The sequence below is a fragment of the Candidatus Brevundimonas colombiensis genome, from assembly GCA_029202665.1.
In the GTDB taxonomy this organism is placed as follows: Bacteria; Pseudomonadota; Alphaproteobacteria; order Caulobacterales; family Caulobacteraceae; genus Brevundimonas; species Brevundimonas colombiensis.
Genome location: CP119326.1, coordinates 1,461,671 through 1,474,541 on the forward strand (window position 1 = coordinate 1,461,671; position 12,871 = coordinate 1,474,541).

Genomic DNA, 12,871 nt, shown 5'->3' on the forward strand with positions numbered 1-12,871 from the left:
CCCTTTCGCGTAAGGACGACGGCTGCGCCGCCGTGCGTTCAAGCCCTCTCCCAATGGGAGAGGGTGTTGGGAACTAAACGTGAACATTGACGCTATAGACTTGTCTGATTTTAGGAGGCTCTCATGGCAAAGAATGAGCAGACCGGCGACAAGGCCGGTAAGTCCGCTTCGAAAGTTTTGCGGGATGACCGAACGGGCAAGGATTCCAAGAGTGCGGCGGGGTCGGCCCTTTCCCAGCGTCCCGACAAGAAGAAGTAGGCTCCGATCCTTCTCCCATTGGGAGAAGGTGGCCGCGAAGCGGACGGATGAGGGTCGGGTGTTGAAGTCGGCGTGAGCCGTCGCAGCGGTTGGCGGGCGGCGGACGACCCTCACCCTTTCGCGCAAGAACGACGGCTGCGCCGTCGTGCGCTCAAGCCCTCTCCCAATGGGAGAGGGAGGGTTAAAGGCCTAGCGTCTTGGCGCGTTCGCGGATGGCGGCGTCGATGCGGGCGGGGTCGGTCAGGGCTTCGGCGTTGGTGAAGCGGATGACGGTCCAGCCCAGCGCCTCGATCTCCTGCTGGCGGTAGTGGTCGTTCAGCACGACCTCATCGCGTTCATGCACCCCGCCGTCGATCTCGATGACCAGCCGCAAGGGCGCGCAGGCGAAATCCACGACGTAGCGACCGATGGGGTGCTGGCGGCGCACCTTCCAGCCATCGACGGCGCCGCCGCGCAGTCGCGCCCAGATGCGGTCCTCGGCAAGGCCGCTGAGTTGGCGCAGTCCGCGCGAACGTGGCGTCAGACGGTTGGTCGTCATGTGCGGCGCCTCCACACGAACCCTGACCCAAAATCGCCAGCTTGCATACCTGCGACAAAGGGGGCGAACGATTTCAACCCTTTGTCGCCCACCAGCGTCCTTCTACTGCCCATCGCCCAAAACCGTGCGATCCTGTCTCCGTTCGTCCATATCGGACGCACAGCGCAGCCGGGGAGGGCGGATTTGAGACGAATTGCACTATTCAGACGGTGTTTTTCGCGGGCGACCGTCTGAAATGGGTCAGTCCTGCGGGATCGGGTTGGTGCGCGGGTCCGGGCCGTTGGTGACGACGCGGTCGCGGTCGCCCAGGTCCTTGATGATCTTGACGTCGGTGAAGCCGGCGGCCTCGAACAGCGCCTTGACCTGCGGACCCTGGTCGAAACCGATCTCGACGGCGAAGACGCCCAGCGGTTTCAGGATGCGTTTCACCTCGGGCGCCAGGTCGCGATAGGCCTGCAGGCCGTCGGGGCCGCCGTCCAGGGCCAGGTGCGGGTCGTGGTCGCGGACCTCGGGGTCCAGGGTCGCGATATGGCCGGTCGGGATATAGGGCGGGTTGGACAGGACCAGATCGAAGCTGGCGTCGCCGAAGCCCGCCGCCCATTCGGTGCGCAGGAAGGTCGCGCGTTCGTTCAGGTCCAGGTTGGCGGCGTTCTCCTTGGCCACGGCCAGGGCCTCGGACGAGATGTCGGTCCCCACGCCGCGCGCAGCCGGTCGCTCGGCCAGCAGGGCCAGCAGGATGGCGCCCGAGCCGGTTCCCAGGTCGATGGCGTCGAACGCCTCGTTCTTGCTGAAGGCCAGCATGGCCACGTCCATCAGGGTTTCGGTGTCGGGGCGGGGGCTGAGCACGTCGGGGGTGACGTTCAGCATGATCTTCCAGAACCCCTTCTTGCCGACGATGCGCGACACCGGCTCGCGCTTCAGCCGACGGTCCACCATGGCCTCATAGACGCGGAGCTGATCGGTGGTGATGGGGCGATAGGGATCGGTCAGGATGTCCATGCGGCTGGCCCCGGCGGCGGCCTCCAGCAAGAGGCGGGCGTCGATGGCGGGGCTGTCGATGCGGCCGGTCTTCAACCGGGCCTGCGCGGCCTTCCAGGCGGTCAGCAGGGTGGGGGCGTCGTCGGCGGATTTGGGCGTGATCGGGTCGGTCATGGCTGTTGATTGGCCCCAGCCGACGACGATTTCAAGCATTTGCGGAACGGGCCGCCAGCTATACCGTTCGCCTGACCATGTCCAAGCACGCTTCGCCCCTGTCCCGTCTGACCGCCGCCGTCGCGGCCCGCTCGCCGCAGCGTCGCGGACGAACCGGGGGCGGCCTGTGGCGCTATCTGGCGGCGGCGGCCGGCGGCCTGGCGGCGGGGGCGGGGGCGGCGCATCTGCTCTACAGCCAGGGGCACAAGGTGGGGGTGGAGTTGCGCGCCCCCCGGCCCGAGGTCCTGCCGCCTCCGCCGCCCACGCCCGCCGACTATGACGCCAAGGAGCCTGGGCGCGGGCGTCTGGCCGACCGCCCGCACCGGATACCGCATAAAGGCTGGACCGACATCGTCTGGCGGGCCGGAGCCTCCTATTTCGGCGACCGGGTGGGCTTCGTGGCCGGGGGCGTGACCTTCTTCACCCTGTTGTCGCTGTTCCCGCTGCTGGGCTCGTTCGTGACGCTGTACGGCCTGTTCGCCGACCCGGCCGACGCCTGGGGCCGACTTCAGTTCCTCTACGCCCTGATGCCCGACAGCATCGCCGAATTCCTGGGCGCCCAGATGCAGCGCCTGGCCGAGAACCCCAGCACCCAGCTGACCCTGACCCTGATCTGGACCCTGATCCTGTCGCTGTGGGCCGCCAGCGGCGCGGTCAAGATGCTGTTCTATGGGCTGAACGTCGCCTACCACGAGACAGAGAAGCGCAACTTCATTCGTTACAACCTGGTCTGCCTGACCTTCACCATCGGCGCCTTGATCGCGTTGCTGGTGACGTCGGGTCTGGTGGTGGGCGTGCCGGTGGTGGTGCGCCTGTTCGGGCTGGAGGAGGAGTGGGGCCTGTTCGCGCCGTTGCGCTGGCCCCTGCTGTTCGCCGGCTATGTGCTGGCCCTGATGGGCATCTATCGCTACGGCCCGTGCCGCCAGAACGCGCGCTGGCGCTGGCTGACGCCCGGTGCGATCTTCGCCGCGACCCTGAGCGTCAGCCTGTCCCTGGTGTTCAGCTGGTATCTGAGCCATTTCGTGCGGACCGACAGCTATGGCCCGCTGGCGGCCATGATGGGCTTCCTGCTGTGGACCTGGCTGTCGGTGCAGGTGATCCTGCTGGGCGCGGCGCTGAACGCCGAGATCGAGCATCAGACCGCCGTGGACACCACCACCGGCAAGCCCCTGCCCCTGGGCCAGCGGGGGGCGATGGTCGCCGACAGCGTGGGGCCGCGACGCGGCAACCCTGCCGCCCTGGCCTTCACCCAGCGCCAGGCCGAGGCGGTGGCCGACAAGCTGCTGAAACGCCGGTTGAAGCGCAACGGCCGGTAAGGCCCTGGATCAGAGGATGAACCGGCTCAGGTCCACGTCCCGGGTCAGGGCGTCCATGCGGCCGCGCACGGCCTCGGCGTCGAAGGTGACGGTCTGGCCCGACAAGTCCGAGGCCTTGAAGCTGGTCTCCTCCAGCACCCGTTCCAGCACGGTCTGAAGCCGGCGCGCGCCAATGTTCTCCACCGCGCTGTTGGCCGCCACCGCCGCATCGGCCATGGCCTCGACCGCATCGTCGGTGAAGACCAGGGTGACATCCTCGGTGGCCAGCAGCGCCTGGTTCTGACGGATCAGATTGGCCTCCGGCTCGGTCAGGATGCGCTTGAAGTCGTCGCGCGTCAGGGCCTTCAGCTCGACCCGGATCGGCAGGCGGCCCTGAAGCTCGGGCAACAGGTCCGACGGCTTGGCGACGTGGAAGGCGCCCGAGGCGATGAACAGGATGTGGTCGGTCTTCACCGGCCCGTATTTGGTCGAGACCGTAGTGCCCTCGATCAGGGGCAGGAGGTCGCGCTGCACCCCCTCGCGCGACACGTCGGCGCCGGATGCGCCCTGACGCGCCGCCACCTTGTCGATCTCGTCCAGGAAGACGATGCCTTCGTTCTCGGCCAGCGACAGGGCCTCGCTGGTCAAACTGTCCTGATCCAGCAGCTTGTCGCCTTCCTCGGCGATCAGGGGCGTTGTCGCGTCGCGCACGGTCAGCTTGACCGTCTTGGTGCGTCCGCCGCCCATCTTGCCCAGCATCTCCGACAGGTTCAGCAGGCCGACATTGCCGCCGCCGGGAAGGTCCAGCCCCTGGATGGGCGAGGCGGTGTCCGCCAGGGACACCTCGATCTCCTTGTCGTCCAATTCGCCGGCGCGCAGCTTCTTCCTGAAACTGTCGCGCGTCGCCGCGCCCGCGCCCGGCCCGACCAGGGCGTCCAGGATACGGTCCTCGGCGGCGGCCTCGGCCTTGGCCCGCACGTCGCCGCGCCTGCGGTCGCGCACCATGACCAGGGCGCTCTCGACCAGGTCGCGCACGATCTGGTCCACGTCGCGGCCGACATAGCCGACCTCGGTGAACTTGGTGGCCTCGACCTTGAGGAAGGGCGAGCCGGCCAGCTTGGCCAGGCGCCGCGCGATCTCGGTCTTGCCCACGCCGGTCGGCCCGATCATCAGGATGTTCTTGGGCGTCACCTCGTCGCGCAGATCCGCCGGCACGCGCTTCCTGCGCCAGCGGTTCCTCAGGGCGACGGCGACGGCGCGCTTGGCGTCGTTCTGGCCGACGATGTAGCGATCCAGTTCCGAGACGATCTCGCGGGGGGTCAGTTCAGTCATGCGGACCAGATAGGAGGCCGCAAACGGTTGCGGGAGAGGGTAGTGCGTCGCAGCGCGTCAAATCCTGTCCTTCCCGTCCGCGACCTGAGCTATGACCGGCGCGAACCCCGGAGAGCCACGATGACGCCGATAGAAACAGATCGTCTGATCCTGAGACGTTTCCAGGCGGGCGACGCCGCAGACCTCTTCGCCTATCTGCGCCAGCCGCGCGCCGCCTGTTTCCTGTCGATGCGGCTTCAGGACATGGGCGCGGCCGAGGCCGAAGCGATCAGTCGCAGCGGCGCCGACGACATCATCGCGGTCCAGTCCAGGGCCGACGGGCGTGTGATCGGCGAAGTCTTCGCCCATTTCGAGGAGCCGGACACCTGGTCCATCGGCTGGCATTTCAACGGCGACTTCACCGGGGCGGGCTATGCGTCCGAAGCGGCGGCGGCCCTGGTCGATCATCTGTTCGCGCACCGGGCGGCGCGTCGCCTCTATGCCTATGTCGAGGATGACAATCTGGCGTCCCAGCGGCTGTGCGAACGGTTGGGAATGCGGCGCGAGGGGCTGTTCCTCGACTTCATATCGTTCGAGGCGGACAGCGAAGGCCGGCCGATCTACGTCAACACCTATCAGTACGCCCTGCTGAAGCGCGAGCGGGAGGGTTGAAGGCCAAGGCCGAAGATCAGGGGCTGGGGCTCAGCAGAAAGGCGCCCCCCGGATCGGAAAACGCCTTTCTCGAGAACGTGCCGATGTCGCCGGATCAGGCGGCGTTGGCGGCCTTCTTCTGGGCCAGCTTGTCCTGGTGGGCCTTCATCCCGACCTCGATCAGGGCGGCCGCGTCGCCGGCGTCGCCCCAGCCCTTGACCGTGACCGACTTGCCCTTCTCCAGATCCTTGTAGCGGGTGAAGAAGTGTTCGATCTGCTCGATCAGGATGGCCGGCAGCTGACGATAGCTGGCGACGTCGGTGTAATAGGGGTTCAGCTTGTCGACCGGCACGGCCAGGATCTTCTCGTCGCCGCCGGCCTCGTCCACCATCATCAGCACGCCGATGGGGCGCGAGCGGATGACGCAGCCCGGCACGACCGGCGTGGGGTTCAGCACGATCACGTCGCAGGGATCGCCGTCGTCCGACAGGGTGTGCGGGATGAAGCCGTAGTTGCCCGGATAATACATGGCGGTGTGCAGGAAGCGGTCGACGAACAGGGCGCCCGATTCCTTGTCCATCTCATATTTCACCGGCAGGCCCCCTTGGGGGATTTCGATGACGACGTTGATGTCCCAGGGGGCGTTCGGACCGACGGGAATGGCGTCCAGGTTCATGGCGGGTCTTTGCTGCGACTGCGAAATTCTGAAAGGCGAAGGGTGATAGGCCGCGCGCGCGCGGACGGCAAGCGCGACGTGTGGCGAACGGGCTTGCGCAGGCTCGGCGGATCGCGGACATCATGGCGTCATGAGCTGGATCGACTGGGCGGCGTTGGCCCTCTTCTTCATCTGCTGGCTGGGCTATGGCCCCATCCTGTCCTTCATCGGCAGGAAGGGCGGGTCGCTGAACGACGACATGACCCATGTGCGCGCCATGTGGATGCGGTCCATGACCCATCGCGAGATGAAGCTGATCGACAGCCAGCTGATGGGCCATTCGATCAATTCGGCCTCCTTCTTCGCCTCGACCAATCTGCTGCTGATCGCGGCGGTGGCGGGCATATTGTTCGGCGGCGAGAGCGCCTTGCAGGGGTTCGCGGCGGTCGGGGCCGAGAACGTGCCGCCCCGGATTCTGGAGGCCAAACTGGCCCTGGTCCTGGTCTGCCTGGCGCGCGGCTTCCTGGATTTCATCTGGGCCCTGCGTCAGATGAACTATACGCTGGCCCTGATCGGATCGGCGCCGGAACTGCATTCCAACACCGACCGCAAGGCGTTCAGCGAGGCGGCGGGGCAACTGCTGAACCCGGCGCTCAGCGCCTTCAGCCAGGGGGTGCGGGGCTATTATTTCGCGCTGGCGGCTGCAGCCTGGCTGTTCGGGCCGCTGTGGCTGGCGCTGGGGGTGGCTTCGGCGTTCGGTCTGTTGATCTATCGCCAGGAGGCGTCGCCGGCAGCCCGCGCCATCCGCAACGCCCGCCGGTTGCTGGAGCACTGAGCCGCCCGTCTTCGCAACCGCGAAATCGGCCACGGCCTGACTTTGGGCGAAGATATCGCCAGGTCGCTGGAATTGCGTAACACGGCGTGACCGCCGCCTGTCGACTGGGGCCTTGACCTATTGTGCAATGCAACCTAGATTGCTCTTCGACGTCTCCGGACGTCTTGCCCTTCCTGGGCGTTTCCTCCCTATAGACTTAAATGCCGCACCCTCGGGTGCGGCTTTTTTTTGATCTGATCGGCGATCAGTCAGCCCAGCGGTCCGCGCACAGGGCGGCGATGACCCGCCCCAGCGCCTTTTCGGTGCGGCCATAGCCGGCGCCGGGCGCCAGCGTCGCCTCGTCCAGATAAAGACCCCGGCTGATCTCGATCTGGATCGCCTCATAGCCCTGGTCCGGCCGGCCCCAGCACTGGGTGGACCATCCTCCGGCGTAGGGGCGGTTCAGCGACACCCGCCAGCCCAGCCCCTCGAACAGGTCGCGCAGCCGGCGGGTCAGGCGCGCGCCGCAGGCCGAGCCATAGCGGTCGCCCAGCACGACCTCGGCCCCGACCGCCCGCGCCGGCATGGAATGCCAGTCGATCAGCACCGCCCGCCCGTGCCGCGCCCGCGTGACCTGCATCAGCTCATCCAGCGCCTGATGATAGGGACGATGGACCGCCGCGATCCGCGCCTCGGCCTCTTCGCGCGTCAGACGCCGGGCGTACAGCGGCGTCCCGTCGCCGGCCAGACGCGGCAGCACGCCATAACCCGCCGCCGTCTTGGCCCCGACCGCGCCGTCCACGCCCTCGATCAGGGTCGGGTCCAGTTCACCGGGATCACGGTTCAGATCGACATAGGCCCGGCCGATCCGCCCCTCGATCAGCGGCGCGCCCCGATGCGGACCCTCAGCAACAAGTCGGCTTATCAAGGCGTCTTCGGCGCTTCTCAGACTGGCGCGGTTCAGGCCCGGCGCCGCCCCCATGTCTTCGGGATAGCGGTCGCCGGAATGGGGCGAGGCGAACACCAGGGCCGTCGCCTCGGCCGTCGGCGACGCTGCGGTGATCCAGAAGCTGTCGCCGGCGTCGGTCATGCCCCGGCATAACGGGTTTCGCTGTGGAAGGAAGTCGGCTGATCGTTGAATTTCATGGGCGGTTTACCGTTGCCTCTTAGGCTGGCCGCCAGTTTCAAGGGTGTTTTTCCATGGCGCGTATCCTCCTGGCCGAAGACGACGGCTCCCTGCGCGGTTTCCTGACCCGTGCGCTGGAGCGCGCGGGCCATCAGGTGATCGACTGCGAGAACGGCGACGACGCCATCGACGCCCTGGAGCACGGCCCTTACGACCTGCTTTTGACCGACATCGTGATGCCGGGCGCCGACGGGATAGAGGTGGCCCGCGTCGCCGCCGCCCGCCAGCCGGGCCTGCGCATCATGTTCATCACCGGCTTCGCCGCCGTCGCCCTCAGCGCCGCCCAGGCCACGCCGGACGCCAAAGTCCTGTCCAAGCCTGTCCATCTGCGCGACCTGGTCAATGAGGTTGAGCGCATGGTCGCCGCCTGACGCCTTGATCCGACGACGTTTTTCCAGAAATCTCTTTCTGGCCGTGAAATCGGCTTGATGCCGACAGGCCGCGCCGCTATACGACCGCTCTTCCCGCTCCGAACCATTTTTCGGAGCCCTACGGCGGATGCGTAGCTCAGCGGGAGAGCACCTCGTTGACATCGAGGGGGTCACAGGTTCAATCCCTGTCGCGTCCACCATTTTCTTTCCAGACATCGTCAAGCCTGCCGCCGCGATCGCGGGCGTTTTCGGCTGCGCGGGCTTCAGGCGCAGTCGCGCGTGGCGGATCAGCGGCGACGGCGGATCAGCGCCCAGATCAGGACGATCAGCCAGGCGGTCAGCAGGGCGGCGCCCAGGATGTCCCACAGGCCGTCTTCCAGCAGGGCGCCGATCAGGCCGGTCAGGGTCAGGACGAACAGGACGGCGGGTACGCCGAAGATGGCCCGCAGGCTCAGGTCCTTGCGGCTCATGACGTCTTCCTGCGCTTGGCCAGCCACAGATAGAGGCCGGAGATCAGGATGACGATCGTGGCGATGTCCAGCAGCGCCCAGACGATCTTCAGCCCCAGCCCGCCATAGTCGCCGAAGTGCAGCGGCTGGGACAGGGACAGGGTCTTCACATACCAAGGCATGGACGCCACCGCCGCCAGCTGGCCCGTGCGCGCGTCGATCAGGGCGGGCGTGGTCATGTGTTTGGTCAACGGCGTGTCGCCGTGGAAGAAGACGGCATAGTGATGGTCTGTCGAATAGGTCGATCCCGGAAAGGCCACGAACTGCAGCTTCATGCCGGGCAGGGCGGCCTGGGCGCGTTTGACCGCCGCGTCCAGGGATGCGCGCTGACCGGCCGGCGCGGGCGTGTCGTAGGCGACGGTCAACTCCTTCAGCGCCGTATCCTTCCAGAAAGCGATGATCGGCGTGGCCAGGGTGTTGACCACGCCGGTCGCCCCCACCACCAGCACCCAGCCCAGGGTCACGGCGCCCAGGAGGTTGTGATAGTCCAGCCAGCGGGTCCGCGCCGCCTTTGACGCCCGGACCGTGCCGAACGGCAGGCGGCGCCTGAAGGGCGAATACAGCACCACCCCCGACACCAGGGCGGCCACGAGCATCAGCCCCATGACGCCCAGGAACAGCATTCCCGGCAGGCCCAGGAACATGTCGGTGTGCAGTTGCAGCAGGAACTCCATCACCGGATGACCGGCGACCAGGGGGGCGACCTCGCCGCTGGTCTGGTCGATGGGTTCGAAACTGTATTTGCCGGCCGGGGCGTTGGGCGCGCGACTGGTGACGTTCACCACCGGCCGCACCTCGTCAAAGCTCATGAAGGACGGAACCTCGCCGGGATGCAGGGCCAGGGCCGTGTCCAAGACCTGGTCCAGGTTCAGCAGCGGTCCGTCCGGGTTTGCCGGCTGCCACGGTTCGTGCAGCAGCACCTCGTCCAGCTCGTGGGTGAACACCAGCGGCAGGCCGGTGACGCACAGCATCAGCAGGAACAGGGTCGAGACAAGGCTCGACCATTTGTGGACCCAGGACCAGGCGCGGATCGTTTGGGCTTTCATCGGTCGCCTCTAGAACGGCGCGCCCCCGAACGGAACCAGGGCCTGGCTCCGTTCGGGGGCGTCATCATGTCGCGATGGAGCGGGATCAGAACTCGGCCGAAACCGACAGGCGCAGGGTGCGCGGGGCGCCCAGCGTCAGATAATTGGACCCCGGATAGCCGCCGACGGCGACCCACTGATCCTTGTCGGCCAGGTTCTCGACCCGCGCCCGCAGCGTCAACGGCTTGCCGCCCGCCTCGAAGGCGTAACGGACGCCGGCGTCGTAGCGGGTCCAACTGTCCAGCTCGACGGCGTTGTCGGCGCTGGCGGGCTGGGCCCCGGTGTGCACGACCCGGCCTTCCAGCGTCAGCCCGTCGATGGCGGGCACGTCCCATTCGACGTTCAGATTGGCCTGGAAGTCCGGCACGCCGATGGCCGACTTGCCGTTCAGCGCCGGGTTCAGGGCGCGCTTGATCTCGGCGTCCAGCCAGGTCGCGCCGCCGATCACGCGCACGCCGTCCAGCGGTTCGCCGAAGACGGTCAGTTCGACGCCCCGGTTCTCCTGCTCTCCTCCGGCGGAGTAGGTGCGCGTCGCGGTGTCAAAATACTCGCTGGGCAGGGTGGTGCGGAAGGCGCTCAGCGTGACGCCATACGACCCGGCGTCGTATTTCACGCCGATCTCGTTCTGCTCGGCGCGGAACGGCTCCAGCACCTCGCCGACGTTGGCGACGGGCACGCCATTGACCGCGCCCGGTGCGGTCTTTCCGGGCACCAGCGCCTCCGAATAGTTGGCGTAGAGCGAGACTTTGTCGATCGGACGATAGACCACGGCGAAGACCGGCGTGACCGCATCGCTGGCGTAACCGCCGGTGCGGGCCGTGGTGTTGTAGTCGTAAGATCGGGTGTCGATATCCTGATAGCGGGCGCCTAGGGTGACGATCAGGCGGTCGTCCAGGAAGGACGCCATATCGGCGATGGCGACGCTGTTGGTCCGGACCCGTCCCACCACGGTCGGGTCGGTCAGGGAGCCGGCGGCCAGGGCGGTCGGCTCCGGGGCGGGCGTGAAGACCGGATCATACAGGTTGCTGGCGAAGCCGCCGAAGTTCGAGAAGGCGTAGGAGTTCTTCTCTCGCGACTGCACCTGGGCGGCCGAGGCGACCAGACGGTGGCGGACGGGACCCGTGGCGAAATCGGCGCGCACGCCCACATCGGCCGAGAAGACCTGATCGCGGCGGCCGTTGTCGAACCGATAGGCGTTCAAGGATCCGTCCGCGGTGGCGCGGGGATTGGCCAGGCTGTTGCGCTCCTTGCCGTCGCGACCGCCCACGGCCGCCCAGACGGTGACGGCGTCGGTCACGTCGAACTCGCCGCGCATGGCGCCGAACAACTGGGTCTCGTCCGTATAGGTCCAGGGCTGGGCGAAATTCTTGTCGGCGTCTGGCGCGCGCGGAATGGCGCCGTTCGGCGTCACCTGCGGACGCGGCGCATCGATGCGATTGTCCTGCCAGCCCAGATCGGCCGAAAAGCGAGCCCGGTCGCCGCGGTGGTCCAGACCCAGTCCCACCACCTTCATGTCGCGGCGCTCGCCCTCGATCCCGGCTTCGCCGGCGCGGCTGGCCAGGTTCAGGCGCAGGCCCCAGTCGCCGTCCTGTCCAAAGCGGCGCGACAGGTCGGCGGCGGCGTAGATCTGATCGCCGCCTTCCCACCCGGCCGTCAGACGGTTCAGGGGCGCATCGCCCGCGCGCTTGGGCACCAGGTTGACCGCTCCGCCCACGCCGCTGCCGCCCGGCGCCGCGCCGTTCAGGAAGGCTGTGGCGCCGCGGAAGACCTCGACCCGCTCCAGCAGTTCGGCCGCCACGAACTGGCGCGGCAGGACGCCGTAGAGACCATTATAGGTCATGTCGTCCGAATAGACCGGGAAGCCCCGGATCACATACAGCTCCTGGAAGTTGCCGAACCCCTTGGTCAGCCGCACGGCGGGATCGTTCTGCAGCACGTCGCCGACGCTGCGGGCCTGCTGATCGCGCGCCAGCTTCTCGGTGAAGCTGGTGGACGAGAAGGGGGTGTCCATGGCGTTCAAGGCGCCGAACAGGCCGACCCGTCCGCCCCGCGCCACCTGACCGCCGGCATAGGCGGGCGGCAGGGCGACCTGCGATCCCGTCACCACGATATCCGACAGGGTGGTCGGCGCATCCTGCTGCTGGGCCAGGGCGGGGGCGGCGCCGAGCAGCGTCGCGACGGAGGCGGACGCCAGAAGGCCGAACAGGGGAACACGCATCGGGAGAGGATAGCCTTTGATTATAAGAATGCGTCGCAATACTCGCCTAACGACCGGGTGACAACTGCGGCATTGCGGTCGCGTCATCGGGTTTGCCTGTGGACGGGGACCGGCAAATGCGCGATCCCGGGGCATGGGGTTCGTCACGCGCCTGTTCCGTCTGCATTTCTCCCTGTGGCTGGGGGTGGCGATGCTGGCGGTCGTCACACTGGCGACTCCGGCGTCGGCGGGATTGGCGCTGCGGCTTGCGGCGGGTTGGGACGCCGGCGTGGCGGCTTTTCTGATCCTGACGCTGGCGCATATCATGCGCTCAAGCTCGCAGGAGGCCATCCGGCGACGGGCGGCGGAACTGGATCAGGCGGGCGCGCTGGTCCTGCCGCTCAGTCTGACGGCGGCCGTCGCCAGCCTGGTCGTGCTGGTGTTGGCCCTGATGCACGGCGGCAAGCCGTCACTGGCTCAGGCGGGTTTTTCGATCCTGACGGTCGGGCTGTCGTGGCTCTATGTCCACGTGATTTTCGCCCTGCATTACGCCCATGGTTTCTATGCGCCCAAGGACAAGGGCAAGGGCGACCAGGGCGGCCTGATGTTTCCGGGCGAGGAGGACGCCGACTATTGGGACTTTCTGCACTTCAGTCTGATCATCGGCGTGGCCAATCAAACGGCCGACGTCCAGATCTCAAGCCGCAAGCTTCGCGGGCTGGCGACGCTGCATTGCCTGATCGCCTGGTTTTTCAACGCCGTTATTCTGGCGCTGACGGTCAATCTGGCGGCGGCGCTGTTCTGAACGCC

The 12,871-nt window shown here is 67.2% G+C and carries 12 protein-coding genes, 1 tRNA gene and 1 pseudogene; 6 read left to right on the top strand and 8 right to left on the bottom strand.

All coding sequences use genetic code 11. The features are described 5' to 3' along the window. Window positions 1-439 precede the first annotated feature (439 nt). A complete protein-coding gene (locus P0Y50_06965; GenBank protein ID WEK41344.1) occupies window positions 440-796 on the bottom strand; it encodes an endonuclease domain-containing protein in 357 nt (118 codons plus the stop codon). 240 nt (window positions 797-1,036) lie between these two features. Beyond that, window positions 1,037-1,948 carry a peptide chain release factor N(5)-glutamine methyltransferase gene (gene prmC, locus P0Y50_06970; protein ID WEK41345.1) on the bottom strand — a complete coding sequence of 304 codons (912 nt, stop codon included), beginning with the start codon at window positions 1,946-1,948 and terminating at the stop codon, window positions 1,037-1,039. Window positions 1,949-2,025: 77 nt separating this feature from the next. Here prmC and P0Y50_06975 point away from each other — a divergent pair, with 77 nt between their 5' ends. Continuing rightward, window positions 2,026-3,303 carry a YihY/virulence factor BrkB family protein gene (locus P0Y50_06975; protein ID WEK41346.1) on the top strand — a complete coding sequence of 426 codons (1,278 nt, stop codon included), beginning with the start codon at window positions 2,026-2,028 and terminating at the stop codon, window positions 3,301-3,303. Between the two features lie 9 nt (window positions 3,304-3,312). On the opposite strand, the gene hslU is transcribed toward P0Y50_06975, so the two are convergent. Continuing rightward, window positions 3,313-4,614: an ATP-dependent protease ATPase subunit HslU gene (hslU, locus tag P0Y50_06980; protein ID WEK41347.1), complete on the bottom strand. Its 1,302-nt coding sequence runs from the start codon at window positions 4,612-4,614 to the stop codon at window positions 3,313-3,315. Window positions 4,615-4,734: 120 nt separating this feature from the next. On the opposite strand from hslU, the gene P0Y50_06985 reads away from it, so the two are divergent. Continuing rightward, on the top strand, window positions 4,735-5,265 hold the full coding sequence (locus P0Y50_06985; protein WEK41348.1) for a GNAT family protein: 531 nt from the start codon (window positions 4,735-4,737) through the stop codon (window positions 5,263-5,265). 94 nt (window positions 5,266-5,359) lie between these two features. On the opposite strand, the gene ppa is transcribed toward P0Y50_06985, so the two are convergent. Further along, window positions 5,360-5,920 carry an inorganic diphosphatase gene (ppa, locus tag P0Y50_06990; GenBank protein WEK41349.1) on the bottom strand — a complete coding sequence of 187 codons (561 nt, stop codon included), beginning with the start codon at window positions 5,918-5,920 and terminating at the stop codon, window positions 5,360-5,362. A 130-nt stretch (window positions 5,921-6,050) separates the two neighbouring features. Between ppa and P0Y50_06995 the strand changes: the two genes are divergently transcribed. Further along, window positions 6,051-6,734 (top strand): DUF599 family protein, encoded by a 684-nt coding sequence (locus P0Y50_06995; protein WEK41350.1) that lies wholly within the window; start codon window positions 6,051-6,053, stop codon window positions 6,732-6,734. Between the two features lie 244 nt (window positions 6,735-6,978). On the opposite strand, the gene P0Y50_07000 is transcribed toward P0Y50_06995, so the two are convergent. Further along, window positions 6,979-7,803, bottom strand: coding sequence for an N-formylglutamate amidohydrolase (locus tag P0Y50_07000; protein ID WEK41351.1), 825 nt, complete (start codon window positions 7,801-7,803; stop codon window positions 6,979-6,981). A 110-nt stretch (window positions 7,804-7,913) separates the two neighbouring features. On the opposite strand from P0Y50_07000, the gene P0Y50_07005 reads away from it, so the two are divergent. Continuing rightward, window positions 7,914-8,270, top strand: a complete 357-nt coding sequence (locus tag P0Y50_07005) for a response regulator (protein WEK41352.1) — start codon at window positions 7,914-7,916, stop codon at window positions 8,268-8,270. A 125-nt stretch (window positions 8,271-8,395) separates the two neighbouring features. Further along, window positions 8,396-8,470, top strand: a tRNA-Val gene (locus P0Y50_07010). Window positions 8,471-8,557: 87 nt separating this feature from the next. Here the strand turns inward: P0Y50_07010 and P0Y50_07015 are convergent. From P0Y50_07015 to P0Y50_07025, 3 genes and pseudogenes are all read right to left on the bottom strand, one after another. Continuing rightward, window positions 8,558-8,740: a hypothetical protein gene (locus tag P0Y50_07015; GenBank protein ID WEK41353.1), complete on the bottom strand. Its 183-nt coding sequence runs from the start codon at window positions 8,738-8,740 to the stop codon at window positions 8,558-8,560. Then, window positions 8,737-9,828: pseudogene (locus tag P0Y50_07020) on the bottom strand (PepSY domain-containing protein). The gene P0Y50_07015 and the pseudogene P0Y50_07020 overlap by 4 nt, the downstream one beginning before the upstream one ends. A gap of 82 nt (window positions 9,829-9,910) precedes the next feature. Beyond that, entirely contained in the window at window positions 9,911-12,082 is a 2,172-nt protein-coding gene (locus tag P0Y50_07025; protein ID WEK41354.1) for a TonB-dependent siderophore receptor, read from the bottom strand. A 133-nt stretch (window positions 12,083-12,215) separates the two neighbouring features. On the opposite strand from P0Y50_07025, the gene P0Y50_07030 reads away from it, so the two are divergent. Continuing rightward, window positions 12,216-12,866, top strand: a complete 651-nt coding sequence (locus tag P0Y50_07030; GenBank protein WEK41355.1) for a DUF1345 domain-containing protein — start codon at window positions 12,216-12,218, stop codon at window positions 12,864-12,866. Window positions 12,867-12,871 lie beyond the last annotated feature (5 nt).

Excerpts from the sequence above, each read along its gene's own strand:
- P0Y50_06965 (WEK41344.1), bottom strand. The coding sequence starts at position 796 with ATGACGACCAACCGTCTGACGCCACGTTCGCGCGGACTGCGCCAACTC.
- prmC (WEK41345.1), bottom strand. The coding sequence starts at position 1,948 with ATGACCGACCCGATCACGCCCAAATCCGCCGACGACGCCCCCACCCTG.
- P0Y50_06975 (WEK41346.1), top strand. The coding sequence starts at position 2,026 with ATGTCCAAGCACGCTTCGCCCCTGTCCCGTCTGACCGCCGCCGTCGCG.
- hslU (WEK41347.1), bottom strand. The coding sequence starts at position 4,614 with ATGACTGAACTGACCCCCCGCGAGATCGTCTCGGAACTGGATCGCTAC.
- P0Y50_06985 (WEK41348.1), top strand. The coding sequence starts at position 4,735 with ATGACGCCGATAGAAACAGATCGTCTGATCCTGAGACGTTTCCAGGCG.
- ppa (WEK41349.1), bottom strand. The coding sequence starts at position 5,920 with ATGAACCTGGACGCCATTCCCGTCGGTCCGAACGCCCCCTGGGACATC.
- P0Y50_06995 (WEK41350.1), top strand. The coding sequence starts at position 6,051 with ATGAGCTGGATCGACTGGGCGGCGTTGGCCCTCTTCTTCATCTGCTGG.
- P0Y50_07000 (WEK41351.1), bottom strand. The coding sequence starts at position 7,803 with ATGACCGACGCCGGCGACAGCTTCTGGATCACCGCAGCGTCGCCGACG.
- P0Y50_07005 (WEK41352.1), top strand. The coding sequence starts at position 7,914 with ATGGCGCGTATCCTCCTGGCCGAAGACGACGGCTCCCTGCGCGGTTTC.
- P0Y50_07015 (WEK41353.1), bottom strand. The coding sequence starts at position 8,740 with ATGAGCCGCAAGGACCTGAGCCTGCGGGCCATCTTCGGCGTACCCGCC.
- P0Y50_07025 (WEK41354.1), bottom strand. The coding sequence starts at position 12,082 with ATGCGTGTTCCCCTGTTCGGCCTTCTGGCGTCCGCCTCCGTCGCGACG.
- P0Y50_07030 (WEK41355.1), top strand. The coding sequence starts at position 12,216 with ATGGGGTTCGTCACGCGCCTGTTCCGTCTGCATTTCTCCCTGTGGCTG.